General features: G+C 65.1%; 23 protein-coding genes. 5 read left to right on the forward strand and 18 right to left on the reverse strand.

All coding sequences use genetic code 11. The features are described 5' to 3' along the window. The first annotated feature begins 65 nt into the window (after nucleotides 1-65). Complete coding sequence (locus TEP_RS19470; protein WP_132826382.1) at nucleotides 66-455, forward strand: hypothetical protein; 390 nt, start codon at nucleotides 66-68, stop codon at nucleotides 453-455. A 215-nt stretch (nucleotides 456-670) separates the two neighbouring features. On the opposite strand, the gene ligD is transcribed toward TEP_RS19470, so the two are convergent. The 3 genes from ligD to TEP_RS19485 all read right to left on the reverse strand — a co-directional run bounded on the left by ligD (nucleotide 671) and on the right by TEP_RS19485 (nucleotide 4,633). Beyond that, nucleotides 671-3,160, reverse strand: coding sequence for a DNA ligase D (gene ligD, locus TEP_RS19475; RefSeq protein ID WP_132826383.1), 2,490 nt, complete (start codon nucleotides 3,158-3,160; stop codon nucleotides 671-673). Between the two features lie 3 nt (nucleotides 3,161-3,163). Next, nucleotides 3,164-4,090: a Ku protein gene (locus TEP_RS19480; RefSeq protein ID WP_132826384.1), complete on the reverse strand. Its 927-nt coding sequence runs from the start codon at nucleotides 4,088-4,090 to the stop codon at nucleotides 3,164-3,166. A 144-nt stretch (nucleotides 4,091-4,234) separates the two neighbouring features. After that, the gene (locus tag TEP_RS19485) at nucleotides 4,235-4,633 is read right to left on the reverse strand and encodes a hypothetical protein (RefSeq protein WP_132826385.1); all 399 of its coding nucleotides are present in this window, start codon (nucleotides 4,631-4,633) and stop codon (nucleotides 4,235-4,237) included. A 141-nt stretch (nucleotides 4,634-4,774) separates the two neighbouring features. Between TEP_RS19485 and TEP_RS19490 the strand changes: the two genes are divergently transcribed. Further along, nucleotides 4,775-5,101 (forward strand): hypothetical protein, encoded by a 327-nt coding sequence (locus TEP_RS19490; RefSeq protein WP_132826386.1) that lies wholly within the window; start codon nucleotides 4,775-4,777, stop codon nucleotides 5,099-5,101. An 85-nt stretch (nucleotides 5,102-5,186) separates the two neighbouring features. Here the strand turns inward: TEP_RS19490 and TEP_RS19495 are convergent, their stop codons facing one another. Then, nucleotides 5,187-7,301, reverse strand: a complete 2,115-nt coding sequence (locus TEP_RS19495; RefSeq protein WP_132826387.1) for a TonB-dependent receptor — start codon at nucleotides 7,299-7,301, stop codon at nucleotides 5,187-5,189. 171 nt (nucleotides 7,302-7,472) lie between these two features. Between TEP_RS19495 and TEP_RS19500 the strand changes: the two genes are divergently transcribed. From TEP_RS19500 to TEP_RS19510, 3 genes are all read left to right on the forward strand, one after another. Continuing rightward, entirely contained in the window at nucleotides 7,473-8,675 is a 1,203-nt protein-coding gene (locus tag TEP_RS19500) for an amino acid aminotransferase (protein ID WP_025875527.1), read from the forward strand. Between the two features lie 416 nt (nucleotides 8,676-9,091). After that, nucleotides 9,092-10,108 carry a class 1 fructose-bisphosphatase gene (locus tag TEP_RS19505; RefSeq protein WP_093820351.1) on the forward strand — a complete coding sequence of 339 codons (1,017 nt, stop codon included), beginning with the start codon at nucleotides 9,092-9,094 and terminating at the stop codon, nucleotides 10,106-10,108. Nucleotides 10,109-10,216: 108 nt separating this feature from the next. Further along, a complete protein-coding gene (locus tag TEP_RS19510) occupies nucleotides 10,217-10,927 on the forward strand; it encodes a 2OG-Fe(II) oxygenase (protein ID WP_132826388.1) in 711 nt (236 codons plus the stop codon). A gap of 507 nt (nucleotides 10,928-11,434) precedes the next feature. Here the strand turns inward: TEP_RS19510 and TEP_RS19520 are convergent. The 14 genes from TEP_RS19520 to recF all read right to left on the reverse strand — a co-directional run bounded on the left by TEP_RS19520 (nucleotide 11,435) and on the right by recF (nucleotide 25,280). Beyond that, complete coding sequence (locus tag TEP_RS19520) at nucleotides 11,435-11,686, reverse strand: hypothetical protein (protein ID WP_132826389.1); 252 nt, start codon at nucleotides 11,684-11,686, stop codon at nucleotides 11,435-11,437. Nucleotides 11,687-11,929: 243 nt separating this feature from the next. After that, complete coding sequence (locus TEP_RS19525; protein ID WP_132826390.1) at nucleotides 11,930-13,042, reverse strand: PA0069 family radical SAM protein; 1,113 nt, start codon at nucleotides 13,040-13,042, stop codon at nucleotides 11,930-11,932. Between the two features lie 302 nt (nucleotides 13,043-13,344). Next, nucleotides 13,345-14,088 carry a pyridoxine 5'-phosphate synthase gene (locus TEP_RS19530; RefSeq protein ID WP_132826391.1) on the reverse strand — a complete coding sequence of 248 codons (744 nt, stop codon included), beginning with the start codon at nucleotides 14,086-14,088 and terminating at the stop codon, nucleotides 13,345-13,347. Nucleotides 14,089-14,097: 9 nt separating this feature from the next. Then, nucleotides 14,098-14,358 (reverse strand): hypothetical protein, encoded by a 261-nt coding sequence (locus TEP_RS19535; protein ID WP_099844507.1) that lies wholly within the window; start codon nucleotides 14,356-14,358, stop codon nucleotides 14,098-14,100. Nucleotides 14,359-14,398: 40 nt separating this feature from the next. Further along, on the reverse strand, nucleotides 14,399-15,859 hold the full coding sequence (cls, locus tag TEP_RS19540) for a cardiolipin synthase (RefSeq protein ID WP_132826392.1): 1,461 nt from the start codon (nucleotides 15,857-15,859) through the stop codon (nucleotides 14,399-14,401). 149 nt (nucleotides 15,860-16,008) lie between these two features. Further along, nucleotides 16,009-16,422 (reverse strand): biopolymer transporter ExbD, encoded by a 414-nt coding sequence (locus TEP_RS19545; RefSeq protein WP_025875547.1) that lies wholly within the window; start codon nucleotides 16,420-16,422, stop codon nucleotides 16,009-16,011. Nucleotides 16,423-16,425: 3 nt separating this feature from the next. After that, entirely contained in the window at nucleotides 16,426-16,851 is a 426-nt protein-coding gene (locus TEP_RS19550) for a biopolymer transporter ExbD (RefSeq protein ID WP_025875550.1), read from the reverse strand. Nucleotides 16,852-16,907: 56 nt separating this feature from the next. After that, nucleotides 16,908-17,669: a TonB-system energizer ExbB gene (exbB, locus tag TEP_RS19555; protein WP_025875552.1), complete on the reverse strand. Its 762-nt coding sequence runs from the start codon at nucleotides 17,667-17,669 to the stop codon at nucleotides 16,908-16,910. A gap of 94 nt (nucleotides 17,670-17,763) precedes the next feature. Next, nucleotides 17,764-18,360, reverse strand: coding sequence for an energy transducer TonB (locus TEP_RS19560; protein ID WP_132826393.1), 597 nt, complete (start codon nucleotides 18,358-18,360; stop codon nucleotides 17,764-17,766). A gap of 143 nt (nucleotides 18,361-18,503) precedes the next feature. After that, on the reverse strand, nucleotides 18,504-19,691 hold the full coding sequence (locus TEP_RS19565) for a tetratricopeptide repeat protein (protein WP_132826394.1): 1,188 nt from the start codon (nucleotides 19,689-19,691) through the stop codon (nucleotides 18,504-18,506). Between the two features lie 131 nt (nucleotides 19,692-19,822). Beyond that, the gene (locus tag TEP_RS19570) at nucleotides 19,823-20,629 is read right to left on the reverse strand and encodes a M48 family metallopeptidase (RefSeq protein WP_132826395.1); all 807 of its coding nucleotides are present in this window, start codon (nucleotides 20,627-20,629) and stop codon (nucleotides 19,823-19,825) included. A 71-nt stretch (nucleotides 20,630-20,700) separates the two neighbouring features. Further along, the gene (locus TEP_RS19575) at nucleotides 20,701-21,546 is read right to left on the reverse strand and encodes a CPBP family intramembrane glutamic endopeptidase (protein ID WP_132826396.1); all 846 of its coding nucleotides are present in this window, start codon (nucleotides 21,544-21,546) and stop codon (nucleotides 20,701-20,703) included. 67 nt (nucleotides 21,547-21,613) lie between these two features. Further along, nucleotides 21,614-24,073, reverse strand: a complete 2,460-nt coding sequence (gene gyrB / locus TEP_RS19580) for a DNA topoisomerase (ATP-hydrolyzing) subunit B (protein ID WP_033832640.1) — start codon at nucleotides 24,071-24,073, stop codon at nucleotides 21,614-21,616. Between the two features lie 112 nt (nucleotides 24,074-24,185). Then, the gene (gene recF, locus TEP_RS19585) at nucleotides 24,186-25,280 is read right to left on the reverse strand and encodes a DNA replication/repair protein RecF (RefSeq protein WP_132826397.1); all 1,095 of its coding nucleotides are present in this window, start codon (nucleotides 25,278-25,280) and stop codon (nucleotides 24,186-24,188) included. Nucleotides 25,281-25,778 lie beyond the last annotated feature (498 nt).

Consider the following 25,778-nt stretch of genomic DNA (forward strand, 5'->3'; position numbering starts at 1 on the left):
CGGGCGCGGCGGCCATGCCGATCTGCCGGCAGCGCCGCGCACCCCGGCGGCCGTACAATGCGCGCATGCCCGGCACGCTCAAGACCGTCTTTCTCTCCCTGCTCGCACTGATCGGCGCGCTGCTCGCGCTGGCCCTGGTCAGCAGTGCCGCGGGCTGGCTGCCATCGCTGCTGGGCATGACGCCGGGAAGCGAGGCCCAGCTCGGCTGGGACCTGGCATTCACCGTGCTGGGTGGCATCGCCGCCATTGCCTTCGCCACGTATTACGCGCCGTGCTGGCCACGCGCGCATGGCACCTCGATCTGGTCACTGCTGGTGCTCGGCGCGGGCTATGGCCTGTGGATGATGGGCGGCGATTTCCCGCACTGGTTCGTCATCGGCCTGCTGGTTTCGCTGCCGGTGCAGCTGCTGCTGGGCTGGTGGTTCGGCCGCCGCGCATCGCGCGATCGGCGCTGAGCGGATACCGGTAGTGCCGGCCGCTGGCCGGCAACCTCGATGATCCTGCAGTTGCCGGCCACTACCGCTGCAACGTCGCTGTTTCAGCCCGTGAATTTCCAGACATAGGCAACGTCGGCAACTGCTGTTTCACCCCATGAATGCCCGGACATGGGTAGTGCCNGCCGCNGGCCGGCAAGCCCAGCAAACCTGCAGTTGCCGGCCGGCGGCTGGCACTACCGCTGCAGCGTCGGCAGCGTCTGCTTCAGCGCCTCGATGCCCTGCCACGGATCCGCCTTCAAACGCTTTGCCCGTGCCAACGCCTTGGCCATCGGAAACGCATCGGCCGCGCTCACCCGCGCCAGTTGCTCCCAGCGCAACGGCACCGCGACTCCCGCGCTCTCCCGCGCACGCAGCGACCACGAGCACACGCTGGTCGCTCCTCGTGTATTACGCAGCCAGTCGATGAAGATCACCCCGCTGCGCTTGGCCTTGCTCATCGTCGCCACGTAGCGGTCCGGCGCCTGTTCGGCCATCGCCTGTGCGAACGCTTCGCAGAACGCTTTCGCGTCGTCCCAGTCGGCTGCGGGTTGCAGGGGTACCACCACATGCACGCCCTTGCCGCCCGACAGCCGCACGAAGCTCTGCAGCCCGGTTTGCTGCAGTCGATCGCGCACATCGCGCGCGCCGCGCTTCACGTCGGCCCAGCTCACGCCCTCACCCGGATCAAGATCGAACACCAGCCGGTCGGGATGTTCGGGATCGGCCACCGTCGCGCCCCACGGATGCAGTTCCAGGGTGTTCATCTGCACCAGCTGCAGCAGGCCGCGTTCGTCATCGATATAGACGTAGTCCTCGCGCCCGCTCTTCTGCTGCAGCGGCACCGCATGCACCGCATCACCCAGGCCCTGGCCATGGTGCTTCTGGAAGAAGCAGGCCTTGCCGACGCCGTCGGGACAGCGCAGCAGCGACAGCGGTCGCCCACTGATTTCCGGCAGGATCCAGCGTGCCATCTGCCGGTAGTAGTCGGCGACATCACCCTTGCTGAGTTTCTTCTTCGCAAACACCATGCGCTCGGGATGGGTGATGGCAACGTCGTCGCCGTCATCGGCCGGTGTTGCACTCATCGCCAGGTCCTCCTTCTTCTTGTCACTGCGCAGCCGCTTGAAGCTGGCCTGGCGCAGCAACCCTTCCTTGCCCCAGCCGCGGAACGCGACCTCGGCCACTGTCACCGGCTTGACCCAGCGCACGCTCGCCGCACGGAACGGCACGTGCGCCGGCAGCTCCAGCACCGCCTCCTTCACCGCCAGCGGCGCGAGCGTGGCCGCCAGCGCGCGCAGCCCCTCATCGTCGAAGCCGGTACCGACGCGGCCGACATAGCGCAGGCCGCCCTTGTCCGGCGTGGCCAGCAGCAGCGAACCGAATCCCACCCGCGAGCCTTTGGGTGCGGTGTGGCCGATGATAAGGAATTCATCGGTGTCCTCATGCTTCACTTTCACCCAGCTGCGTGCGCGGGTGTTCACGTAAGGCGCATCGGCCTGCTTGCTGACGATGCCTTCGAAACCCTCCTTGCCGCTGGCCTCGAACACGGCAGGGCCATGGTCGATGACGTGCTCGCTGAAGGCCAGCGTGCCCGGTTTGTCGCCGATCAGTTCCTTCAGCAGTGCCTTGCGTTGCAGCAGCGGCGCGCGGCTGACATCGACCCCGGCCACGCCCGGCAGGTCGAACACGATGTAGCGCAGCGGTTGCTTCGAGCTGCCGTCGATCACCCGCTGCAGCGCGGCGAAGTCGCTGCGGCCCTTGTTGTCCAGCACCACCAGTTCCCCGTCAAGACGTGCATCGCGCACCGGCAACGCCTGCACCGCCTGCACCACGTCGGGAAAATCGGCCGTCCAGTCCAGGCCATTGCGCGAGCGCAGCGTCACCTCACCTTCGTGCACATCGGCCAGCAACCGGTAACCATCCCACTTGATCTCATGCAGCCAACGCTCGCCATCGGGCGCGGTCTCGCGGTGATCGGTGAGCTGCGGCTTGAACTGATGCGGGTAGCTTCTGTCGCGCGCCCCGTCCAGCTGCAGCGCGCGCGCATGCCAGCGTGCATCGGCCTTGCGGGTTTGCGCGGAACGCGGCGCGGGAGGTGACGCTGGCGCCGCTTTCTTCGCTGAAACACGGGACTTCTTCGCGGAGGTTCGCGCTGGCGTGTGCAGCAGATCGTCCGCCTCCGCATCCCGTGCCTGCGCGTCATCGCGCTTGATCAGCAGCCACTGCACCTGGCGGCCCTTCATCGCCGTGCGTACCAGTTTCCAGCCACCGGCCAGGCGCTGCCCGTGCAGCACGAAGTCGATCTTGCCCGCAGCCAGTGCCTGCAGCGGATCACCTTCGCAGGCCCAGCTGCCGTGATCGAATACATCGACGTGGCCGGCGCCGTAGTGGCCTTGCGGAATATCACCTTCAAAGCCGGCGTAGGACAGGGGATGGTCTTCCACTTCCACCGCCAGGCGCTTCTCACCCACCCGCAGCGACGGCCCCTTCGGCACCGCCCAGCTTTTCAGCACGCCATCCATTTCCAGGCGGAAATCGTAGTGGCGGCTGCTGGCGTGGTGCAGTTGGACCACGAAGATCGGCCGCCGCTTCGGTTTGCCCCGTGCCGGTGCATCGTCCGGCTCCGGGGTCTGTCCACTGCCGCCGCCCAGCCGGCGCTTGCGGCGGTACTGATGCAACGACATGGATCAACCTGCCTTGCGTCGCGCAGGGGCTTTCTTTGCCGCCTTCTTGGCGGCCTTTTTTGCCGGTGCCTTCTTCGCCGCTGCCTTCTTCGCTGGCGCCTTGCGCGCGGCCGCCTTCTTCGCCGGCGTGCGCTTGTTGGCATCCAGGCTCTTCTGCAGCAGCGCCATGAAGTCCACCACGTTGGTGGTCGCATCCTCGCGCGGTGCCGGCTCGTCCTCCACCTGGGTGGTGCCGCCCTTGGACTTGATGCGCTTGTTCAGCACCTGCTGCAGGCGTTCGCGGAACTCATCGTGATACTGCGAAGGATCCCAGTCACCGGCCATCGACTCGATCAACTGCTCGGCCATCGCCGTTTCCTTGCTGGTGATGCGGTAATCGGCAAGCTTTCCACTGGGCAGCTTGTAGTCGTCAGGCTCGACCAGTTCCTGCGGATAGCGCAGGATCATCAGCACCAGCGCGTCATCGTTGGGCATCACCGCGCACAGGTATTCGCGCGTGCGCACCACCACCCGGGCGATACCCACCTTGCCAGTGCTGCGCAGCGTTTCCCGCAGCAGCACGTAGCCCTTCTCGGCCTTTTTACCCGGCACCAGCAGATAGGGCTTCTCGTAGTAACGCGGGTCGATCTGGCTGGCGTCGACAAAGGTTTCCACCTCCACCGTTTCATGGCTTTCCGGCGCCGCCGAACGGATATCGTCTTCCTCCAGCACGACGTAGCTGCCCTTGTCGTACTCGTAGGCCTTGACGATGTCCTTCCACGGCACTTCCTCGCCGGTGTCGGCGTTGACCCGTTCGAAGCGGATCGGTTTGCGATCGCGCGAATCGAGCATGCGGAAGTGCAGGTCGACCTTGCGCTCGCCGGACATCAGCGAGACCGGTACGTTGAGCAGGCCGAACGAAAGCGTACCGGTCCAGATCGGGCGGGCCATGATGCGCACCTGTGTTTCAGCAGGGGTAGCCAGCTTCAGCCGGCTACCGTGAAACAACCGTGTCGGCCACGTGCAGACCGTGCGGGTAGTGCCGGCCACTGGCGGCAGCTGCTTGAATCCCGGCGATGCCTGCCAGCGTCGGCACTACTGCAGCAGCGGCCTCACCGCAGCCGCGGGGATATGGTCCAGCGCGCGCCAGGCATCTTCCACTACCGGCTGCGCCTGCGCCCAGTTCAGGCGCGACTGTCCGCGCATCTGGTCCCAGTGCTCGGCCAGTTCGCCACTGGTGTCGGCCTCACCGCCACGCGGCCAGTCAGCGGCATGGGTGGTCAGCGCGAAGGCGTAGACCGGGCACAGATCGCGCCAGTTGCGATGCCCCTGCCCGCGGCGTTCCTCGTAGTCGCTCAGCATGTACTGCAGATAGTCCTGCGCCACCGCCTGCGGATCCTCCAGGCGGCGCGTCCGGCGCTGCGCGCTGCGCTGGCCAAGCGGATCCAGCAGGGCGTTGAACACGGACGGGGCGGGGCGTTCAAGACGGGGCATGGCCGGCTCCTGCAGCAGGGCGGGTGGGCAGGAATACGCGCGCCGCCGTTATCCAGTCGTGACAAAGATGTTCATGACGCCAGGTTCGCAGTGGCTTTACTTCGTCCGCGCTCTAGTGGAGGCCTACCGGAGGAACGCCCCATGACCACCACCCGTGACCCCCTGCGTGAGAACCACACCCCCGAGCCGGGCGAGCAGCGCGGCAAACACGATCTGGCCGACGCCGAGAACCGTGGCGCGGGCATGTCGGTGCCGGACGAGGGCGCACTGCCTGTCGTGCGCCGGCCTGAACAGGCCGCCCAGGACCGCAAGGACTGCGGTGACCGCAATCGCGGAGGCCAGGAAAGCCCGCTGAAGCGGCGCGAGCGCAAGCAGCGCGCCAGCGACAACCAGGACGAGGCGCTGGAAGAGACCTTCCCGGCCAGCGATCCAACCTCGCCGTTCGTACCGGCCAAGGCCCCCGACTGAGCGGTAGCGCCGGGCCATGCCCGGCGGATCGGTCACGTCCGCGCTGCGCGCTCGCCGGGCATGGCCCGGCGTTACCGGGGCCCGCCTAACGCCATGACCACTGCAGGCCAACGCTGGCGCGGCGGTCCGGCCCCGGTTCGAAGAACCGGCCGTTACCGTCATTGACGATCACCGAACCGATGTAGCGCTGGTCCAGCACGTTGTCGATCCGCGCGAATGCGCGCAGGTCACCGGCCTGCAGCGTCCAGCTGTGGCCGGCTTCCAGGTTCAGCAGCGCGTATCCCGCTGCGCGCTCGGTGGCGATGTCGTTCACCACCACATCGCTGCTGGCGGCGGCTTCCAGCGCCCACTGCCACTGCCCCGGCGACCACTGCAGGCGGGCATACGCCTGCTGCCGGGGCACGCCGGGCAGGCGGCTGCCAGCGGCAACCACGGTGTCGGGCACTGCGCAGTTGCTGGCCGCACAGGCCAGATAGGGCGAACGCACCTGCGCCTGCAGCCAGGTCCAGGCCAGCTGCAGCTCCAGCTGCTCGGCCAAGGGTTGCCGGTATTGCAGTTCCACGCCTTGGCGGCGGGTACTGCCGATGTTGCGGTACGTGCTGCGGCCATTGGTGTTGCTGGCAACGGCCAGCTCATCGTCGGTATCTGCACGGAACAGGCTCACATCGAGCTGTCTTCCATTCTCCGCGTGCCACTTGCTGCCCACTTCCAGGCTGCGGCTGCGGGCGGCCGCAAGATCCAGCGCCAGCCCGGCCTGGCCGTCGGCGCGGTAACCCAGCTCGTTGAACGTCGGGGTTTCAAAGCCACGCCCGATCGCCGCGTGCAGGCGCCACTGCGGGCTTGCCTCGAAACTGACACCCGCCACTGGCGTGGTGGCCTGGTAACGACGGCGACCACTGTCGTCCGGGTTGCGCCCGACGATGTAGCGATCATCCGATTCGAAGCGCACCGTGCTGTGCCGCACCCCGGCCAGCAGCGACCAGCGCGGGCTCCATTGCCACCACGCCTGGGCGAACGGGTCCACGTTCTGCACGATGTCGATCTGGTCGCGACGCAGACGGCCGCGTACCCCCACGGTGTTGCCGACGAAGTTCTCGTAGCCGGTGCGGTGCTGGCGCTGGCGATCGGCATTCACGCCCACCACCAGGTCCAGCGGGCGCCCCAACAGATCGCCGTTCCAGCCCCAGCGCGCGTCCAGCCCGCCGTAACCGCTATCCAGGTCGATCACGCCACCGGCATGCAATGGGTTGGCCTGCGGTCCCGGCGGAATCGGCAGGTACTGGGTCACCGCGCGCTGCCCTGCATAGCCCATCAGCTGCCAGCGCTGCGCGCCGGCTTCACGGGTCCAGCGCAGGCCTGCCTGCTGCTGGCGCACCGATTTGCGGGTGTTGTACTGCTCAGCCACCGCCGTGGCTTGGCGTGGATCGGCCGCCACCTGCGCGCGGGTCAGGCCCAGCGGGTCCTGCGCGTTGGGCGCGTGCAGCGCATTGAGCAGCAGCTCCAGGCGGCCGCCAGCGAGCTCGGTGCCAAGGCGCGCGTTGAGCGATTCACGCCGCGCGCGGCTGTGGTCACGCCAGCCATCGGTGCTGAAATGGTTGGCGGCCACGTTGTAGTCGACGCCAGGACCCGCCCCGCGCAGCTGCGCGCCGACGCTGAGCGTGTTGTCGGCACCGGCATTCACCCGCAGCCGCCACGGGTCACCGGCCTGGCCCTGCGCGCTCCACACCTGCAGCACGCCGCCGGACGAATTGCCGTACAGCGCCGAGAACGGCCCGCGCAGCACCTCGATGCGCTCGGCACCGAGCAGGCTGGCGTGCGACAGCTGGCCCTGGCCATCGGGCATGGTCGCTGGCACCCCATCGATCAGCACCCGCACCCCGCGCACGCCAAAGGTCGAACGGGCGCCGAAGCCACGGATCGACAGCTGGGTGTCCTGCGCGAAGTTCTGCCGGTCCCGGGCCAGCAGGCCCGGCACCCCGCCCAGCGCCTCGGACAGCTGCGTGCCCGGGCCGGTACGGTCGGCGTCGATCCACACCGTATCCAGGCTGGCGGGCAGGGCGAAGGGGTCAACGCCGGGCACCCGCGCGGCCTGCACCTGCACAGCCGGCAGGGCGGTCGGCAATAGCTCGGCCGCCACCGCCAAAGGCGACAGCAGCAGGGCGGACAGCGGCAGGAAACGACGTCGTGCGGCGGGATTCATGATTCAGGTTGATGGATCGGGCGGCAACGCACGCCATGGTACGGGCAGGCGGATGACGATGGCGGCGGCCAGCCCCGGCAGGCTTTGTTACGATGGGTCGGTTTCGGCCGACAGGCCGCAAGCCGCGTGGCGCAATTCCTCCCCCTTTCCGTCTACCGAACGAGTACCGCCGTGTCCTTCTTTGCAAACGTGGAACTGGTCCCAGGCGACCCGATCCTGGGCCTGACCGAGGCGTACAACGCCGACAGCCGCCCGACCAAGGTCAACCTGGGTGTGGGCATCTACTACGACGAGAGCGGCCGCATTCCGCTGCTGCGCGCCGTCAAGCAGATCGAGCAGCAGCTCGCCAACGAAGCCAAACCGCGCGGCTACCTGCCGATCGATGGCCTGCCGGCGTACACCCAGGCCACCCGTGAGCTGGTGTTCGGCAAGGACTCGCCGTTGCTGGCCGCCGGCCGCGTCACCACCGCCCAGACTGTCGGTGGCAGCGGTGCGCTGCGCGTCGGCGCCGACGTGCTGAAGAAGCTGCTGCCGCACGCCACCGTCGCACTCAGCAACCCGAGCTGGGAAAACCACCGCGCCGTGTTCAGCGCCGCTGGTTTCGAGGTGGTCGATTACACCTACTTCGACCCGACCACCCATGGCGTCAACTTCGACGGCCTGTTGGCCGACCTGGGCAAGCTGGAAGCGGGCACCGTGGTGCTGCTGCACGCCTGCTGCCACAACCCCACCGGCGCCGACCTCACCGTCAGCCAGTGGAAGCAGGTCGCACAGCTGCTGAAGGACCGCCAGCTGTTCCCCTTCATCGACATGGCCTACCAGGGCTTCGACAAGGGCATCGAGCAGGACGGCGCCGCGGTGCGCATCATCGCCGAGGCCGGCATCGACAGCTTCATCGTCGCCAACTCGTACTCCAAGTCGTTCTCGCTGTATGGCGAGCGCGTGGGTGCGCTGTCGATGGTCGCGCCGACCGCCGCTGACGCCAAGGCCGTGCAGTCGCAGGTCAAGCGCGTGATCCGCACGATCTACTCCAGCCCGTCCACCCACGGTGCCGCGCTGGTGGCTGGCGTGCTGACCAATCCCGAGCTGCGCGCGATGTGGGAGCAGGAGCTGACCGAGATGCGCGAGCGCATCCACGCCCTGCGCCAGGGCCTGGTCGAGAAGCTGGCCGCCGCCGGCGCCCCGCAGTTCGGCTTCATCAACGAACAGGCGGGCATGTTCTCGTACTCCGGCCTGAGCCGCGAACAGGTCGAGCGCCTGCGCGACGAGTTCGGCATCTACGCCGTCGGCACCGGCCGCATCTGCGTGGCCGCGCTGAACCAGAACAACCTGGAATACGTCGCCAAGGCCGTGGCCACCGTCGCCAAGGGCTGAAGCACCACTCCAGTGGTTTGAAAACAAAGGCGCCGCAATGCGCCTTTGTTTTTGCACCTGCTTTGCCTTTGCCACACCCTCCGCGCTCGCGGCGCACCCTGAAGCGCGTGGGAGGGGGAGCGATGCAGGACCGTTGGCGCCAAGGGCGCGAGGCATGCCTCGGGCGGGTTGGGCAGGATGCCCAACCCCGGTCTTGCCGTGTGCGCAGGACAGCGCACACGAGCAAGGCGCCATCGAGCTTACAGGGACGTACTTGCAGCGTGTCCCGCATCGCCTCCCCCTCCCACGAGCCTCGACAGAAGGAAGGCGCCACGAGCGCAACGCCTCTGGAAACGATTACGCCTACCCTCGCTCACCCACGCGCAAGTCAGACCAGCGACAATAGGCGTTTTCCCGTTGCCGAGACCTGCCCGCCCATGTCCCGTACCTCGTTGACCCGCTTCCTGATCCAGCAGCAGCACGCCGGCCGCATCAACGCCGACCTGCGCCAGCTGATCGCGGTCGTCGCCCGCGCCTGCACCAGCATCTCCATCGCCGTCAGCAAGGGCGCCCTCGGTGGCGTGCTCGGCGAGGCCGGTACCGGCAACGTGCAGGGCGAAGCGCAGAAGAAGCTGGATGTCATCAGCAACGAGATCCTGCTGGAAGCCAACGCCTGGGGCGGCCACCTCGCCGCCTGCGCATCGGAGGAGATGGACCACAGCCAGCCGGTGCCGGACATCTACCCGCGCGGCGATTTCCTGCTGCTGTTCGATCCCCTTGATGGCAGCTCCAACATCGACGTCAACGTGTCCGTCGGCACCATCTTCTCAGTGCTGCGTTGCCCGACCAACGTCGAACTGCCCGGCGATGACGCCTTCCTGCAGCCGGGCAGCAAGCAGATCGCCGCCGGCTACTGCATCTACGGGCCCAGCACGCAGCTGGTGCTGACCGTCGGCCACGGTACCCACGCCTTCACCCTCGACCGCGAAACCGGCGAGTTCGTGCTGACCACCGAGAACATGCAGATCCCGGCGGCCACCCAGGAGTTCGCCATCAACATGTCCAACCAGCGCCACTGGGAAGCGCCGATGCAGGCCTACGTGGAAGATCTGCTGGCCGGCAAGGAAGGCCCGCGCGGCAAGAACTTCAACATGCGCTGGATCGCCAGCATGGTCGCCGACGTGCATCGCATCCTGACCCGCGGCGGCATCTTCATCTACCCGTGGGACAAGAAGGAACCGGGCAAGGCCGGCAAGCTGCGCTTGATGTACGAAGCCAACCCGATGGGCCTGCTGGTGGAGCAGGCGGGCGGCGCTGCCTGGACCGGTCGCGAGCGCATCATCGATGTGCAACCCGACCAGCTGCACCAGCGCGTGCCGGTGTTCCTCGGTTCGCGCGAGGAAGTCGCCGAAGCGGTGCGTTATCACCAGGAGCATGACGCGAAGAGCGTCTGACAGCGGCCATCCCTACAGCGGTCATGGCAGATTGATGACATGACCGCAGGGTGACAGCAGCAGCGGCAAACGGCACCATCAAGCCCTCGCCGTCGAAGGAATGCACGCATGCACGAGCCGGGTCCTGTCGATTTCATCGAGGTCATCCACAACGCCGTCCCCAGCGACGTGTGCGCTGCGATCGTCGCGCGCATGCGTGCAAGCCAGAGCCTGAAACCAGGCGCAGTGGGCAGCGGTGTGTTCCCGGAACTCAAGCACAGCAAGGATCTGCGGATCAGCGGCGTGGATGGCTGGCAGGATGTGGACCAGCAGCTGCAACAGGCGGTATTTGCGGGTCTGCAGACTTATCTACGCCGTTATCCACAGGCATTGATCGCGCCGTTGATGTTGCAGATCCAGGACAGCAACGGCCAACCGCGACGCCTGTCGGCCGAGGATTTCCCCGACATGGCGCCGGAGCAGCTGGCGGATCTGGCGCGCACCTGCCTGCGCCCGGGCGCGATCAACCTGCAGTGGTATGCGGCGGGCGAGGGCGGCTACCCGTACTGGCACTGCGAGCTGTACCCGAAGGACGCGCAGGCCGAGACCCTGCACCGGCATGTGCTGTGGACGCTGTACCTCAACGACGACTTCGACGAAGGCGAAACCGAGTTCCTGTTCCAGGGCCGCAAGATCGCACCGCGCACCGGCAGCCTGTTGATTGCGCCGACTGCGTTCACCCATACCCATCGCGGCAACCGGCCGCAGGGCGGCGACAAGTTCATCGCCACCAGCTGGATCCTGTTCCAGAGCGCGCAGAGATTGTTTGGGGGAGGGTGAGCTGACCCGCCCTGGAAATTGGACTCAAATTTAGCGATTCTTGTTTTGTGCAGAAGATTTGACTAGGGGCTCTCGTCTGGTTGACAACGCTTGCGAGGTCGACGGCAATAAAGCATCCCACCTGCGGCTGCACCGAACACGGCCATACCGAAGCCAACAAGTTGTTCTGCTCCAAGGGGGCTACCGGACATCAGCTTACCGGCCGTTAATAGAAGAAAATTCAATGGAAGCATCCACAAGAACGCGATGCCTACCCAGTAGATGATCGTCATTTATCTAGTTCCCGCCACAGTCAAAAAGAGATGCAGGTCCACCGCCATTCTCGTTGACGCCCGTGGCGATTTCATGCGCGTGCGACAGTGAGGACACTGAGCCGGTAGGCATGGTCGTATGCCTTCCTCACCACCTGCCGGGCCTTTTGGATCACATACTCAGGAGCGCCCAGTGCAACGGGCTGCGCGCAAAGTTCATCCGGCGACTGGGTAGCTCACGACCTTTGGCTCAATACTAGGGTTTCGGCTTCCTCCATGGTCTGATCAGGGTCTTGTACATAACCCAGGCGATCCAGCCGCAGACCAATCCGATTCCCGCGACAATGATTTCCTCTTCTTCAAAGGGAGCGCCATTTAGCCCTTGATAGACGACAAAAACCATTGCTCTCAATGACAGCAAAGAAAATACGACTACAGGCGCCCAAAGTAGAATCTTCATCATTATCTCAATTGCAATCGCATGGGTCGGCGCTGGACGATTGGCCATCTAGCATCTCTTTCCCGGCTTTTGCGGCGTCATAAGCTCCTTGCAGAGTCGCTTTACCTCGCATGACGTTCCTCAGGCCTTTGAATGCACCGCGAATGGTCGTCCAGTCAGAGACGATTCCCCCCTTGGCTCCGTACAGACAACGCGTGAACCGTTAACAATAGGTTTTCGCCGAGTGTAACGGTTCTCCACGCGTCGCAACTGGCCCCAGCGCGGTGTCATCTCCATACGCCCCGTAACTTCCTAGAACAACGACCCCTGCAGCGAATCCTCGCGCGGCGGCAGCGGGCGTAGGAACCGGCTGCAATCCAGCTTCGGCCAGTGGCTGTTCTGCGCGTTGAAGCCCAGGCGTTTGCGCGCCAGCTTGAAGCGATTGCTTAGCAGCTCTGCGTAAACACCCTGGCCGCGCATGCGCGTGCCGAACTGACTGTCGTAATCCTTGCCGCCGCGCAGCTGCTGGATGGTGCTCATCACATGCGCGGCGCGATCGGGATGATGAGTATCGAGCCAATCGCGGAACAGCGGCGCCACTTCCAGCGGCAGGCGCAGCAGCACGTAGCCTGCAGTGCTGGCGCCGGCATCGTGCGCAGCCTCCAGCACGGCTTCCAGTTCGCTGTCGTTGATCCACGGAATCACCGGCGCCACCATCACGCCCACCGGAATGCCCGCCTCGTACAGGCGCTTCATCGCGCGCAGCCGTGCATGTGGAGCCGAGGCCCGCGGCTCGAGCTTCGCCGACAGATGCGGATTCAGCGATGTCACCGAGAAATGCACGCTGACCAGATTCTCCGTCGCCAGTGGTGCGAGCAGATCGATGTCGCGCTCGACCAGCGCATTCTTGGTGATCAGCGAGAACGGATGCTTCGTCTCCAGCATCACTTCGATCAGCTGGCGGGTCAGCTTGAACTTGCGCTCGATCGGCTGGTACGCGTCGGTGTTGATGCCCAGCGCGATCGGCTGCGGCACGTAGCCCGGCTTCGACAGTTCCTTGCGCAGCAGCTGTGGCGCGTTGGTCTTGGCAAACAGCTTGGTCTCGAAGTCCAGGCCAGGCGACAGGTTCAGATAGGCATGCGAGGGGCGGGCGAAGCAGTAGGAGCAGCCATGCTCGCAGCCGCGATACGGATTCACCGATTGGCTGAAGCCGACGTCCGGAGAGGTGTTGCGGCTGATGATGCTGCGAGCAGTCTCCGCGCGTACTTCGGTGCGCAGGCGCGGGGCGAGGAACTCCTCGCTGTCGTCCACTGCCCAGCCGTCGTCCACCGCTTCGCTGACGGTACTTTCAAAACGCCCCGCAAGATGGGACGTGGAACCCCGGCCCTTGATGGCGGCCTGGGCGTTGCGAGGGGGGTGCTGCATGTTGCCCTCCGGCCGTTGCGGGATATTAGTATTATTGCTAACCACAGGTGGAGCAAGCGGCCAGGATTCATGTAGCTGTAGGCGCGCAGGCACATGGGGCGACACGTTGACCCCAGACTTGTCCACAGGGTCGTCTGGCTTGGTACCGGGCGCGCGCCATCGCCGCGGCAGGCCAGCATGGGCCACGGGTGTCTCAGCAGCTGCGATGGGAAGATCGGCTACAGGGGCGCTTGCCAGGCCGGAACACGGGGATCTTCCGCACGTCTTCGGGCTTCAACCCAGCGGAGAAGTCCGACGCACTGCTACAGCAGTGCCAGGTAGCCCTTCACCGTGGCATCCAGGCCGTCGTACAGCGCCTCGCCGATCAGCGCGTGGCCGATCGACACCTCCAGCACCTCCGGCACGGCGGCCAGGAAGTCGCGCAGGTTGTCCTGCGACAGGTCGTGTCCCGCATTCACACCGAGGCCGACGGCCTGTGCACGGCGCGCGGCAGTGGCGAACAGTTCCAGCATGGCGCGGGCGTCGCCGGCGGCATGGGCCTCGGCATACGGGCCGGTGTACAGCTCGACGCGGTCGGCGCCGACATCGGCAGCCTGCTCCAGCAGCGCGTTGCCGGCATCCACGAACAGGCTCACCCGGCATCCCATCGCTTTCAGCTCCGCCACCAGCGGGCGCAGTCGCTGCGCGTCGCGTTCGAAGTCGAAGCCGTGATCGGAGGTGATCTGGCCATCGCCATCGGGAACCAGCGTGGCCTGCGCCGGGCGCGTCTGCGCGCACAGCGGCAGCAACCCGGGGTAGCCCTCACGCGGCGGCGCGAACGGGTTGCCTTCGATGTTGAATTCCACCCCACGGGCACGGGTCAGCGCCGACAGCGCCAGCACATCCTCGGCGGTGATGTGGCGGCGGTCGGGCCGCGGGTGCACGGTAATGCCATGCGCGCCGGCATCCAGGCAGGCCTGGGCGGCACGCACCACGTCCGGTTCGGCACCGCCACGCGAGTTGCGCAGGACGGCGATCTTGTTGACGTTGACGCTGAGCTGGGTCATGGAACGGGACTACGGGGAGTAAGAGGGAGGGTCGCTGCCGTCGGCCGGAGCAACCTTGGCCTGCTCGCGCAGACGCCTGAGTTCATCGCTGTCCACCAGTGTCGCCGGATCACGCTGAAGGTCGCCGAAGCGTGCGGCGTATCTCCCGCGCACCCATGCCAGCAGGAAGGCGAGGGTACCCAGCAGGGCCAGCGACATCAGGCCCATGTTCGGTGTTTTCAGCGCAAAGGCGAAGCAGCCCAGCGCCAGCAGCAGGTACAGCCAGTACATTGTCAGTCTCCCCGGGCCACCGCCGCAGTGTAGCGCTGCCTCACAGCAGCGGCGAGGCCAATCGCGCGAAGGCTTCGGGCAGCCGGTGCAGCCACAGCGAGCGTCCTGCCTGGTCGTGCACGCGGGTGGCACGCTCGAATTCGGACTGCAGCAACGTAGACAGTTCCGCCACCCGGCCACGATCGCTGATCATCATCGACAGCTCGAAATTCAGGCGGAAGCTGCGGTGATCGAAGTTGGCGCTGCCGACGATGCAGACATCGTCGTCGGCGATGAACGCCTTGGTATGCAGCATGCGCGGGCCGTACTCGTAGATCTTCACCCCCGCGTGCAGCAGCTCGTCGAAATAGGAGCGCGCGGCCTGGGTCACGAACCAGGAGTCGCTCATCTTCGGCACCAGCAGGCGCACGTCCAGGCCACCGAGTGCGGCCGAGGTCAGTGCCATCCGCGCCGCTTCGCCGGGTACGAAGTAGGGGGTGACCAGCCAGACCCGCTCACGTGCTTCCTGGATGGCGGCCACGTGCAGGCGATGGATGGTCTCCCATCCCGAATCCGGGCCGGACACCAGCACCTGCGCGTTGATCGCGCCGTCCCCGCGCAGGGGCATGTCGCTGGGCCACAGCCGGGCGATATCGAACCGCGAGTGGTCCTGGCCACTGGCGTACAACCAGTCCTCGGCGAACACCAGCTGCAGGCTGCGCACCACGTGCCCACGCAGGCGCATGTGCAGATCGCGGTAAGCATCCGGGTTGCGGCTTTCGTCTTCGTCGTCGGTGATGTTGATGCCGCCGGTGAACGCCAGCCGGCCATCGACGATCACCAGCTTGCGGTGCGTACGCAGGTTCAACCACGGTCGCTTGAACGGCTTCAGCAGCTGCCGCGGGTGGAACCAGATCACCTCCGCTCCCGCATCCAGCAAGGGCTGCAGAAAACGTCGGTGGACGGCGGAGGAACCTACCGCATCCAGCAGCAGCCGCACCTGCACACCGGCGCTGACCCGTTCCACCAACGCATCCCGCAACGCGGTCCCGGCGTGGTCCGGATTGAAGATGTAGTACTCCAGATGCACATGGTCCTGCGCCTGTGCCACCGCTTCCAGCAGCGCGGTGTAGGTAGCCGCGCCGTCGACCAGCCAGGTCACTTCGGTGGCCGTGCTTGGCGCCAGCCCGGTGGTCGCCTGCGCGATCTTGGCCAGTTCGGTGCAGTCGGCATCGGGCGGGCAGACATCGCTGTAGTGCTCCATGCCCGAGCGCGCGCGACCGCGCCGCAGCCGTTGCCGCTTCACCTTCTGTGGGCCCAGCAGGTAATAGATGAAGAGGCCGAGGTAGGGCAGCAGCGCCAGCGACAGGATCCAGCTCAGCGTGGCCACCGGCTCGCGCTTCTGCAGCATGATCCAGGCCGTCAACGCCAGCAGATACAGCAGATAGGCCACCGCCAGGATCGTTCCCAGGTGGGCGATGCCATCAAGCCAATGGCGCACGGAATCGAAGAGGGCGAGCATCCGCCGATCATAGCGGGGACAGGCACCGGCCAGAGGCATTCATTGCCGACGGCGTTGCCGGGCAGACGCCCGCACGCACAAAAAAAGACGCCCCTGTTTCCAGGGGCGCCTGCAGTCGCGTCATGACTGATGTATTGCGGTGTAGCGATTTACTGCTGCACGAAACCGATCTTCTTCATCTGAGCATTCTTCGCGGCGGCCAGAACCTTGGCCATCACGTCGTACTCCGAATCCGGGCTGGCATCGATCCGCAGTTCCGGCTGGTTGGTCGGGTCACGCTGGACCTCCTGCTCCATCCGCTGCTGCAGTTCATGCGTACCGATCGGGCTGTTGTTCCACGAGACCTGGTTGCTGGCGTCGATCTTCAACTCGATCGGCGGCGGCGGTTCGACCAGCTGCGGCGGTGGGTTGAGCACGCGCTGCGGCAGGTCCACGGCGATCGGGTACGTCATGATCGGCGCGGTCACGATGAAGATGATCAGCAGCACCAGCATCACGTCCACGAGGGGCGTGACGTTGATGTCTGCCATGGGGCCCTTGCCACCACCACTACTGAATGCCATGGCTTATTGCCCCTTCTCTTTGGTCGCCACGAAGCCGACGTCCAGCATGCCCTGTTCCTGCGCGACCTTGGTCATCTCGTTGATGACACGCATCTTGGTGGTGCGGTCACCACGCAGGTTCAACGGCGGCTGCGGGGTCTGCTGGGCGGCGGTCGCCAAGCGCGACTCGAGGGTCTGCTTGTCGATCTCTTCGTCGTTCCAGTAGATCGAACCGTCTTCCTTGACTGCCAGGGTGATGGGACCCTTGCGGTCGTTGGTGTCGTCCGGCTTCTGGACCAGATTGGCCTCCGGCAGATCCACCTTGACCTTGTGGGACATCAGCGGCGCCGTGATGATGAAGATGATCAGCAGCACCAGCATCACGTCCACGAGGGGCGTAACGTTGATGTCGGCCATGGGGCCGCCGCTGTTACCACTACTGAAAGCCATAACGGGCTCCGTCTAGATCTTGGTGACTACGTTCTCGCGGGTACAGCGCGTCGCAATCAGCGGACGCGCGAACCGGTGGCGAAGAAGTCGTGCAGGTCGTGCGCGAAGGTATCGAACTTGCTGATGGTCGCGCTGTTGATCTTGCTGAAGAAGTTGAAGGCGAACACGGCCGGGATCGCGACGAACAGACCGATGGCGGTCATGATCAGTGCTTCACCCACCGGGCCGGCAACGGCGTCGATCGAAGCGGAGCCGGTGGCACCGATCTTGATCAGCGCGCCGTAGATGCCCCACACGGTACCCAGCAGACCGACGAACGGAGCGGTTGCACCGACGGTGGCCAGCAGGGTCATGCCCGACTGCAGCTTGTTGCTTTCGCGGGTCACGGCCTGGCGCAGAGCGCGGTCGACGAACTCCGAACGGCTCAGGTTCTCACCCACGCCGCCAACAGCGCCGCCTTCAGCACGCTGGTGGTGCGCAGCAGCCTGTGCAGCGTCCAGTGCGATCTTCGAGAACGGCTCCGAAGCCGGCTGCTCTTCCATTGCACGGATGGCGTCCTGCGCGTTCGGGGTATCCCAGAACAGGCTGACGACGCGATCAGCGGCGCTCTTCAGGCGGGTAGCACGGAAGATGTTGATGACGGTCCAGTACCAGGACATGGCGGACATGACGACCAGGGTCAGCAGCACGACCCAGGAAACCGCGAAATCACCCGGCTTGGTGGTCATTTCGTGGATCAGATGCTCGAAGCCCATCTGCGACAGGGCGTTGGACGGATTGCCCCCGGCAGCAGCGGCGATGAAAATTTCCTGCAGCATGACGCTTACCTTTGTTGTGTGTGGTGATAAAGGGTGTAGCTAAGCTAGACAATCGAACTGGAGGCGAGGGTGGCCAGGCGGCCACCCGGGCGCATCAGTTCAGCGCAAAGTTGACCGGGACGCGGACGCGGCCAGCAGCCTTCTTACCGCCAGCTTCGGCGGCGTTGAAACGCCACTTGCGGGCAGCTTCCATCGCAGCACGGTCCAGATCGCGGTTACGGCTGGACTTTTCCACCGTGACATTGGTGACGTTGCCGCTGGCATCGACATCAATGATCAGGATCACTTCGCCCTGGATACCAGCGCGGAAGGCGGCCGGCGGATAGCGCGGCGGATTCATGGCCTTCGACGAGATGTCCACGCTGGCCTCGATCGAGGTCGGCGGTGCCGGCGGCGACGGCGGCGACGGCGGGGTGACGATATCGTTCGGGCGCGGTTCCGGCACGTCGACGACCGGCGCCTGCGGCGGCGGCGGCGGCGGCGGTGGCGGCGGCGGCGGTGCGTCGACGATGGTCACCATGACGTTGCGCTCCTTCTCCGCCACGGCCTTGGGAGCCACGGCAGGAATCAGGAGCATCATGAAGGCGGCCAGATGCAGGGCGATTACAAACGCGATACCGACGATGCGAGGCCAGCTCAGCCCCTTGTCATCGGGTTGTTCGTACCGGTGAACGACTAGTTGTTCCGTCATGCGCCAAGAGCTCAATAGTGGGGCCGGAATCCCGGGGGCGGGATCCCTGATCAGCGGTGCATGACACCGCAGGAACCTCCAAGCTTATACCAATCCTGAGCGCTTGCGCATCAACTGGGCAGGCGTTCAGGCGTTATTCCTACTTACTTCAGGTTGATGATTTTCTTGGCATCCGCCTGGTTCTTCACGCCCTTCGCCAGCGCCTGCTGGGCGGCCTGCTTGGCCTCCGGGACACGACCTTCACTGTGCAAAACGCGTGCCAGATTCAGGTAGGTCTCACCGTCCTTGGAGAGCGGGGCGGCCTTCTGCCACGCTTCGATCGCCTGCGGCACCTGGTCGGAGTAGTAGTAGGACTGGGCCAGCGCCAGGTAGACCTGGTAATCCGGCTTCAGGATGCCCTTCTGCAACCCTTCGTTGATGACCGCGATGACGTCCTTTTCCTTGTTCTCGGTGTTGGCATAGATCGAGTACAGCTGCTTGTACTCGCGCTCTTCGGTGAGCTGGCCGCTGCTGCGCAGCTTGTCCATCACCGCGGCGGCCTTCGGCATCTGGTCGGCCTGCATGTACATGTTGGCCAGGTTCAGCTGCGCTTTCTTGTCGTTCGGGTTCTTGGCCGCCAGCGCTTCGGCGGCCTGCACCGCCTCACCGGTCTGGCCGGCTTCAGCCAGCGCGGCCATCAGCAGCTGGTTCCAGTTGTCCTTCGGCTCGGCAGCACCGGCGATGGCCTGCTTCAGCACCGGGATCGCTTCCTGGTAGCGCTCCAGCTGGTACAGCGCCTGGCCCTTGATGATCAGCTCTTCCGGCTTGGTCGACTTGCTCTCGGCGAAGTACTTGTCCAGGGTCGCCAGGCCTTCAGCGGTCTGGTCTTCCTGGATCTGCAGCTGGCCCAGCATCAGCATCGACTGGAAGTGGCCGTTGTTGTCCAGGCCGTTGAACTGCAGCACCTGCTTGAGGTAGGCGATGGCGGCTGCGGTGTCGTCAGTCTGGTAGGCGGCCTGGGAGGCGAGCTGCGCGGCCAGGGACTTGTCGTACTCGTTGGCGCCGTCGGTGGCCAGGATCTCGTCGGCCAGCGTGCGGGTCTCCGGGAACTTTTCCTTGTTGTAGCTGTCAATCATCTTCTGCAGCTTGCTGCCCAGCTTGGCCGACGACTTCGCTGCCGGTTCCTGGCGGGTCGCGTTCGGGAACAGCACTTCGGCCTTGGCCTGCTTGCCGCCACGGTTGCCACGCTCGGACGAACGCGAGGACTGCGCGAACGCGTCGGTGACCACGGCGCCGGTCAGGGCAGTGGCGATGAGGACGGAAAGCACAGCTTTGTGGTTACGGAAAATCATCGTTCACCTCGATCGAACCGCCGGTAGCGGCAAAGTCGGACTGTCAGAAAAATCTGAGCCGCCAAACGTATCAGAAACAGATGGCGTGAGAAATCGTTTTATGTGCTGCAATACAGCATGAATCTGCGCACTCAGCCACACTTTGGCCGGCGTCCGGCCGCCTGCGCCTGCTGGTAGACGGGGCCGAGCGCCGGCACATCACGCTGCAACTCCCTGATCCGATTGGCTGGATCGGGATGGGTCGACAACCATTGCGGGCTGCGACCGCCACTGGCGGCCATCATGTTCTGCCACAGATCGACGGCCTGGGCGGGGTTGAATCCGGCCTCGGCCATCAGCCGCTGACCGATCACGTCAGCCTCACTCTCCTGGGTGCGTGAGCCGGGCAACAGGAACGCGGTCTGCGCCCCCATCCCGCCCAGCTGGTTGACCGTACTGGCTGCGCCTTCGCCGCCATAGGCGCCGGCCAGCGCGCCCAGCACCGCCAATCCGGTCTGCGCGCCCATCTGCCGGGTGATGCGTTCTTCGTGGTGGCGGGCGATCACGTGGCCGATTTCATGGCCGATCACCGCTGCCAGCTGATCCTGGTTCTTGGCAACGCTGAAGATGCCGGTGTTGACCCCGACCTTGCCGCCGGGCAGGGCGAAAGCGTTTGGTTCCTTGTCGACGAACACCGCCGTTTCCCACCGTACGCCACGGTACTGAGGCGGCAGCTGTGCGACGAGCGCGTTGACCACGCATTGCACGTAGCCGTTCTGGCGCCCATCGCTGCTGATCTTCTCTTTCTGTTTGGTTTCGGCGAACGCCTGCGCCCCCAGCTGGTCCAGCTGCGCCTGCGACACACCGCCCACCATCTGCCGACGGCCGGTGGGTGAGGTGGTGGTCGCGCAGGCGCTGACCAGAGTGGTGATGATGATGGCCAGCAGCAGTTGTTTCATGGACCCACCCCCGTGTTCAGAAGCCCAGTGTGTAACGGGGCTGCTTAATCTTTCGTCAAGCGGACAGAACCTTACGTCGCTCCGAAAAATACCAGGGCCGCAAGCGCCACGGCATTGTTCAGCGCATGGGCGGCGATCGCTGCCCACAAGGTGCCGGTGCGGCGGTACAGCCAGCAGAACGCGGCGCCCATGCCGCCGTAGACCAGCCAGAGCTGGGCGATCTCGGCCGGGCCATTGGCGCTGGTACCCGGTATTTCATGGATGAGCGCGAAGGCCAGGCTGCTCAGGATCATGCCCAGCCAGGGCCGGCCAGCCTGCCACAGGCGGCCAAACAGAACCCGGCGGAACAGCAGTTCCTCGTAGGCAGGGGCCAGTACCACGGCAAACAACGTCAGGAACAAGGGGAAACGGCTGACGGCGTTCTGCATGAGTTCCAGATTGGTCGGCACCGGCTCGATACCCATCTGCTTGGCCAGGAAGGCGATACCGTTGCTGCCGATCACGATCGCGCTGGCCACCAGCAGGGTCCATCCCCAGGTGGAGGGGCGACGGAGTGCGTCGCGCGACCGCTGGCGTTCGGCAGCATTGGCCGGTCGGCGCCAGAAGTACACCAGCAGCGCTGCGCCACCGGTGGCAACCAGTGCCATCAGGATCTGCCCGAGCGCACCGGGCTGGCCCAGCTGCTGGGTGACCGCTGCCGGGTCAGGCGTGCCACCGCCGGATTTGGCGCTGGCGTATCCCACGACAATGCCGCGATAGAGTCCCCAGACCAGACCGCCCACCAGGCTCAGCCCGAACAGGGCGACGGCGGCGATTCCCAGATCGATGAAGAAGCCCGCCAGCGGCGAGGAGGCGCGGGGCGTGACAGTAGCCGGTGGAACCGGCGGCGGAGCGGAAACCGGGGCGGAAGCGGACATCGATTACCTGCGATCAAGGGACAAAAGCCGGCGCGCCTCCCCGCGCGCCGGCCACCATCCGATTGTGTCAGATATCCAGGTTGGCGACCTTCAGCGCGTTGTCTTCGATGAAGTCGCGGCGCGGTTCGACCACATCACCCATCAGGGTGCTGAAGATCTGGTCAGCGGCCACCGCATCTTCGATACGGACCTGCAGCAGGCGACGGGTATCGGGATTGACGGTGGTGTCCCACAGCTGTTCCGGATTCATTTCGCCCAGACCCTTGAATCGCTGGATCTGACGGCCGCGCTTGGCTTCGTCCAGCAGCCAGTTGCGGGCCTGCGCGAACGATTCGACCTCGATCGACTTGGCGCCACGGGTGATGACCGCGCCTTCACGGACCAGACCGTGCAGCAGCTGCGCTGCCTGGTGGATGCCACGCAGCTCGCCGCTTTCAAGCGCGGACAGCGGCAGCACCTGGATGTGCTGTTCGCCCATGTGGCTGCGCGTGACCAGCACCGCAGCCGGGCGCTGCTCGTTGGGTTCCTGCAGTTCCAGGGTGAAACGGGCGCTGCCGAGGTTGCCCTGATTGAGGTGCTTGGCCAGCGCGTCCAGGCCTTCGCCGGGACCTGCGTTGCGCAGGTTTTCCAGCTCCAACGGCATGAAGTCGACCAGCGCTTCGAGCAGGTTGCGGTCGTAACGATGGGTATTGCGGTTGATCGTGTCCTGCGCGGCAGCGTAGGCGAGCAGCAGCTTTTCCAGCGCCACGCCATCGATCGGCGGCTCGCCGCTGGCCGGCACCAGCCCCGCGTTCTCCACTGCGCTGCTGGCCAGATAGCTGTCCAGCGCCGGATCGTCCTTCAGGTACAGCTCCTGCTTGCCCTGCTTGATCTTGTACAGCGGCGGCAGGCCGATATAGACATAACCACGCTCGATCAGCTCCGGCATCTGACGGTAGAAGAACGTCAGCAGCAGGGTGCGGATGTGTGCGCCGTCGACGTCGGCGTCGGTCATGATGATGATCTTGTGGTAACGCAGCTTGTCCGGATTGTACTCGTCGCGACCGATGCCGGTGCCCAGCGCGGTGATCAGCGTACCCACCTGGTCCGACGCCAGCATGCGGTCGAAGCGTGCACGTTCCACGTTGAGGATCTTGCCGCGCAGCGGCAGCACCGCCTGGTTCTTGCGGTTGCGGCCCTGCTTGGCCGAACCACCTGCGGAGTCACCCTCGACGATGAACAGTTCGGACAGCGCCGGATCCTTTTCCTGGCAGTCGGCCAGCTTGCCCGGCAGGCCGGCGATATCCAGCGCACCCTTGCGGCGGGTCAGGTCGCGGGCCTTGCGCGCGGCTTCGCGGGCACGGGCAGCGTCGACGATCTTGCCGGCGATGGCCTTGGCTTCGTTCGGGTTTTCCTGCAGGAACTCTTCCAGGCGCTGGCCGAATGCGCTTTCCACGGCCGGACGCACATCCGAGCTGACCAGCTTTTCCTTGGTCTGGCTGGAGAAGCTCGGGTCCGGCACCTTCACCGACAGCACGGCGATCATGCCTTCGCGCATGTCATCGCCGGTCAGGTTGATCTTGGCCTGCTTGGCGATGCCGTTCTGCTCGATGTAGTTGTTGAGCACGCGGGTCAACGCGCCACGGAAGCCGGCCAGGTGGGTACCGCCGTCCTTCTGCGGAATGTTGTTGGTGAAGCAGTACATCGTCTCCTGGTAGGAGTCGGTCCACTGCAGCGCCACTTCCACGGTGATGCCGTTGGATTCGCCGGTTACCGAGATCACGTTCGGGTGCAACGGCGTCTTCAACTGCGCCAGATGCTCCACGAAGCTGCGGATGCCGCCCTCGTAATGGAAGTCGTCGCGGCGGCCATCACCACGCTCGTCCACCAGCACGATCTTGACGCCGGAATTGAGGAAGGACAGTTCGCGCAGGCGACGGGCCAGGATGTCGTAGTGGAATTCCACATTGTCGTGGAAAGCCTTTACCGACGGCCAGAAGCGCAGGGTGGTACCGCGCTTGGTGCTGGGACCGACCTGCTTGAGCGGATGCAGTGCTGCGCCGTCGGCATATTCCTGCTGGTAGTGGAAACCGCCCTGGTAGATATCCAGGACCAGCTTCTGCGACAGCGCGTTGACCACGCTGACGCCCACGCCGTGCAGGCCGCCGGAAACCTTGTAGCTGTTGTCGTCGAACTTGCCGCCTGCGTGCAGGACCGTCATCACGACTTCGGCTGCAGACACGTCGCGGTCGAGCTTCTTGCTCATCTGCTCGTGCTTGCCCGTCGGAATGCCGCGACCGTTGTCGGACACTCCAACCGAGCCGTCGGCATGGATCGTCACTGACACGTGGTCGGCATGGCCGGCGAGGGCTTCGTCGATCGAGTTGTCGACGACCTCGAACACCATGTGATGCAGGCCGGTGCCGTCATGGACGTCGCCGATGTACATGCCTGGGCGCTTGCGGACAGCCTCCAGGCCTTCCAGGGCCGTAATGCTGTTGGCGTCGTAGTTGCCGTTGTTTGCCGGGGTGTTCTGTTCGTCGGTCATTGCGCTTGCCGTAGGCTCCGCAGGTCGGACACCGCCTTGAGCGATGTGCCGAGAATGAAGGGATAGCAGCCTGAATTATACCAGCCGGGGCTGAGCGGCCTTGCCGTGCCTACTATGGCACAGCCACGATCTGTGCATGTTCCACGTGGAACCGGGTGATGTTGCCCAGAGTCTCCAGTGCTGCAGGTGTTTCTGTTGCAGTGATGAATATCTGCGCCGGTGCCGCCAACAGGCGGTGCAGTACCCGGGCCTGGTGGGTGCGATCCAGCTCCGAGGCCAGATCGTCGAGCGCGATGACAGGCCACTCGCCACGCTGCTCGGCGTAATCTTCCGCCTGCGCCAGCAGACAGGCGAGGGCGGTGAGCTTGGCCTGGCCGCGTGACAGCGCATCGCGTCCCGGGATGCTCTGGAACGCCACGCTCCAGTCCGCCCGGTGCGGGCCCAGCGATGTGTAACCCGCCTGACGGTCGCGATCGCGCGCCAACAGAAGGGCATCTGCCAGCGGAACCTCGTGCCGGCGCCAGCCGGGACTCAGATTCAGGCCGACGATTCCGAGTTGCGGAGCCAATGCCTCAGCCAGGGCGATGGTTCGGGACTGCAGCCGCTCCAGGTAGTGCTGCCGACGACTGGTCAGCGGTTCTCCCGCCTCGGCCAGCTCGTGATCCCAGGTATCGAGCATCCGCAACGGCCCGCCCTGCTTGAGCAGGGCATTGCGCTGCTTCAACGCGCGCGAATAGCGCCGCCACAAGGAAAGGAAGTCTGGTTCCACGTGGAACAGGCCCCAATCCAGAAAGCGCCGTCGCGGCTCGCCACCACCACTCACCAAGGCGTGACTGCCCGGTTCAAAGGTCACCACAGCGAGGGCGGCACACAGGTTTCCGAGTTGGGCGACGTCTTCGCCATCCAGCCGCCCCTTCCACTCCTGCCCGCTATGCCGCAACCCGGCTTTTCGCCTCTGCACGGACAGATCACCGCGTTGCTCGTCCCATTCCACGAAGACTTCCAGAGCTTCATGGCCCTGACGCACCAGGCCATCCCGTACCCGCCCGCGGAAACTCCGCCCATAGGCCATCAGATGCAACGCTTCCAGGACGCTGGTCTTGCCAGCGCCGTTGTCACCGGTCAGCAGATTCACCCCTGGCTGGGGCGACAGCTCCACCGCATCGAAACGACGCAAGTGGTGGAGGGCAAGACGACGAATCTGCATGGGATGCGACAGACCATCCGCACATGGCGGTAGAGGGGCGGGGAATCACCCAGCTTACTGCATTGGTCAAGCCAGCCAGCGTGGATCGGACGTGGACCGGCATCAGCGGGGCGTTGCAGCCTTGGAGAACACGGGTTCCAGGTGGCGGAGGCCTGCCGGCATGGAGGCGGCCGGAGACAGTGGCCGAAATCGTTCAAATCCGGCAGGAAGCCAAGGCTCAAGGCGCCCAGATTTCGCCATTCCGAAGACGGTTTCCCCGGCTCATGGCCTGACTCCACACCGAGATTGCAGTCAGTGCTCCACAGATTTCTTGAAATCTGCGACCAACACCCCTGCCAGGTTCCACAGATTTCAAGAAATTCAAAGCGGCAGTTCCACGCCATCCACAGCGGGCCTGTATGACTTATACACAAGGTGTGGGCGAACTGTGGATAAAAAAGGCACTTTTCCTCGGCTGTAAAACTATCCACAGGTTCCCCCCCAGGCTTGATGGCCTAT

Source organism: Stenotrophomonas sp. TEPEL, from assembly GCF_004348785.1.
In the GTDB taxonomy this organism is placed as follows: domain Bacteria; phylum Pseudomonadota; class Gammaproteobacteria; order Xanthomonadales; family Xanthomonadaceae; genus Stenotrophomonas; species Stenotrophomonas indicatrix.

What these genes read in the sequence shown, in the direction of transcription:
- TEP_RS19535 (WP_099844507.1), bottom strand. Translation starts at nt 14,358, where the DNA reads ATGTACTGGCTGTACCTGCTGCTGGCGCTGGGCTGCTTCGCCTTTGCG.
- TEP_RS19575 (WP_132826396.1), bottom strand. Translation starts at nt 21,546, where the DNA reads ATGTCCGCTTCCGCCCCGGTTTCCGCTCCGCCGCCGGTTCCACCGGCT.
- TEP_RS19530 (WP_132826391.1), bottom strand. Translation starts at nt 14,088, where the DNA reads ATGACCCAGCTCAGCGTCAACGTCAACAAGATCGCCGTCCTGCGCAAC.
- recF (WP_132826397.1), bottom strand. Translation starts at nt 25,280, where the DNA reads ATGCAGATTCGTCGTCTTGCCCTCCACCACTTGCGTCGTTTCGATGCG.
- TEP_RS19470 (WP_132826382.1), top strand. Translation starts at nt 66, where the DNA reads ATGCCCGGCACGCTCAAGACCGTCTTTCTCTCCCTGCTCGCACTGATC.
- TEP_RS19480 (WP_132826384.1), bottom strand. Translation starts at nt 4,090, where the DNA reads ATGGCCCGCCCGATCTGGACCGGTACGCTTTCGTTCGGCCTGCTCAAC.
- TEP_RS19560 (WP_132826393.1), bottom strand. Translation starts at nt 18,360, where the DNA reads ATGACGGAACAACTAGTCGTTCACCGGTACGAACAACCCGATGACAAG.
- TEP_RS19565 (WP_132826394.1), bottom strand. Translation starts at nt 19,691, where the DNA reads ATGATTTTCCGTAACCACAAAGCTGTGCTTTCCGTCCTCATCGCCACT.
- exbB (WP_025875552.1), bottom strand. Translation starts at nt 17,669, where the DNA reads ATGCTGCAGGAAATTTTCATCGCCGCTGCTGCCGGGGGCAATCCGTCC.
- TEP_RS19550 (WP_025875550.1), bottom strand. Translation starts at nt 16,851, where the DNA reads ATGGCTTTCAGTAGTGGTAACAGCGGCGGCCCCATGGCCGACATCAAC.
- ligD (WP_132826383.1), bottom strand. Translation starts at nt 3,160, where the DNA reads ATGTCGTTGCATCAGTACCGCCGCAAGCGCCGGCTGGGCGGCGGCAGT.
- gyrB (WP_033832640.1), bottom strand. Translation starts at nt 24,073, where the DNA reads ATGACCGACGAACAGAACACCCCGGCAAACAACGGCAACTACGACGCC.
- TEP_RS19505 (WP_093820351.1), top strand. Translation starts at nt 9,092, where the DNA reads ATGTCCCGTACCTCGTTGACCCGCTTCCTGATCCAGCAGCAGCACGCC.
- TEP_RS19495 (WP_132826387.1), bottom strand. Translation starts at nt 7,301, where the DNA reads ATGAATCCCGCCGCACGACGTCGTTTCCTGCCGCTGTCCGCCCTGCTG.
- TEP_RS19570 (WP_132826395.1), bottom strand. Translation starts at nt 20,629, where the DNA reads ATGAAACAACTGCTGCTGGCCATCATCATCACCACTCTGGTCAGCGCC.
- cls (WP_132826392.1), bottom strand. Translation starts at nt 15,859, where the DNA reads ATGCTCGCCCTCTTCGATTCCGTGCGCCATTGGCTTGATGGCATCGCC.
- TEP_RS19490 (WP_132826386.1), top strand. Translation starts at nt 4,775, where the DNA reads ATGACCACCACCCGTGACCCCCTGCGTGAGAACCACACCCCCGAGCCG.
- TEP_RS19520 (WP_132826389.1), bottom strand. Translation starts at nt 11,686, where the DNA reads ATGGCCAATCGTCCAGCGCCGACCCATGCGATTGCAATTGAGATAATG.
- TEP_RS19545 (WP_025875547.1), bottom strand. Translation starts at nt 16,422, where the DNA reads ATGGCATTCAGTAGTGGTGGTGGCAAGGGCCCCATGGCAGACATCAAC.
- TEP_RS19485 (WP_132826385.1), bottom strand. Translation starts at nt 4,633, where the DNA reads ATGCCCCGTCTTGAACGCCCCGCCCCGTCCGTGTTCAACGCCCTGCTG.
- TEP_RS19525 (WP_132826390.1), bottom strand. Translation starts at nt 13,042, where the DNA reads ATGCAGCACCCCCCTCGCAACGCCCAGGCCGCCATCAAGGGCCGGGGT.
- TEP_RS19510 (WP_132826388.1), top strand. Translation starts at nt 10,217, where the DNA reads ATGCACGAGCCGGGTCCTGTCGATTTCATCGAGGTCATCCACAACGCC.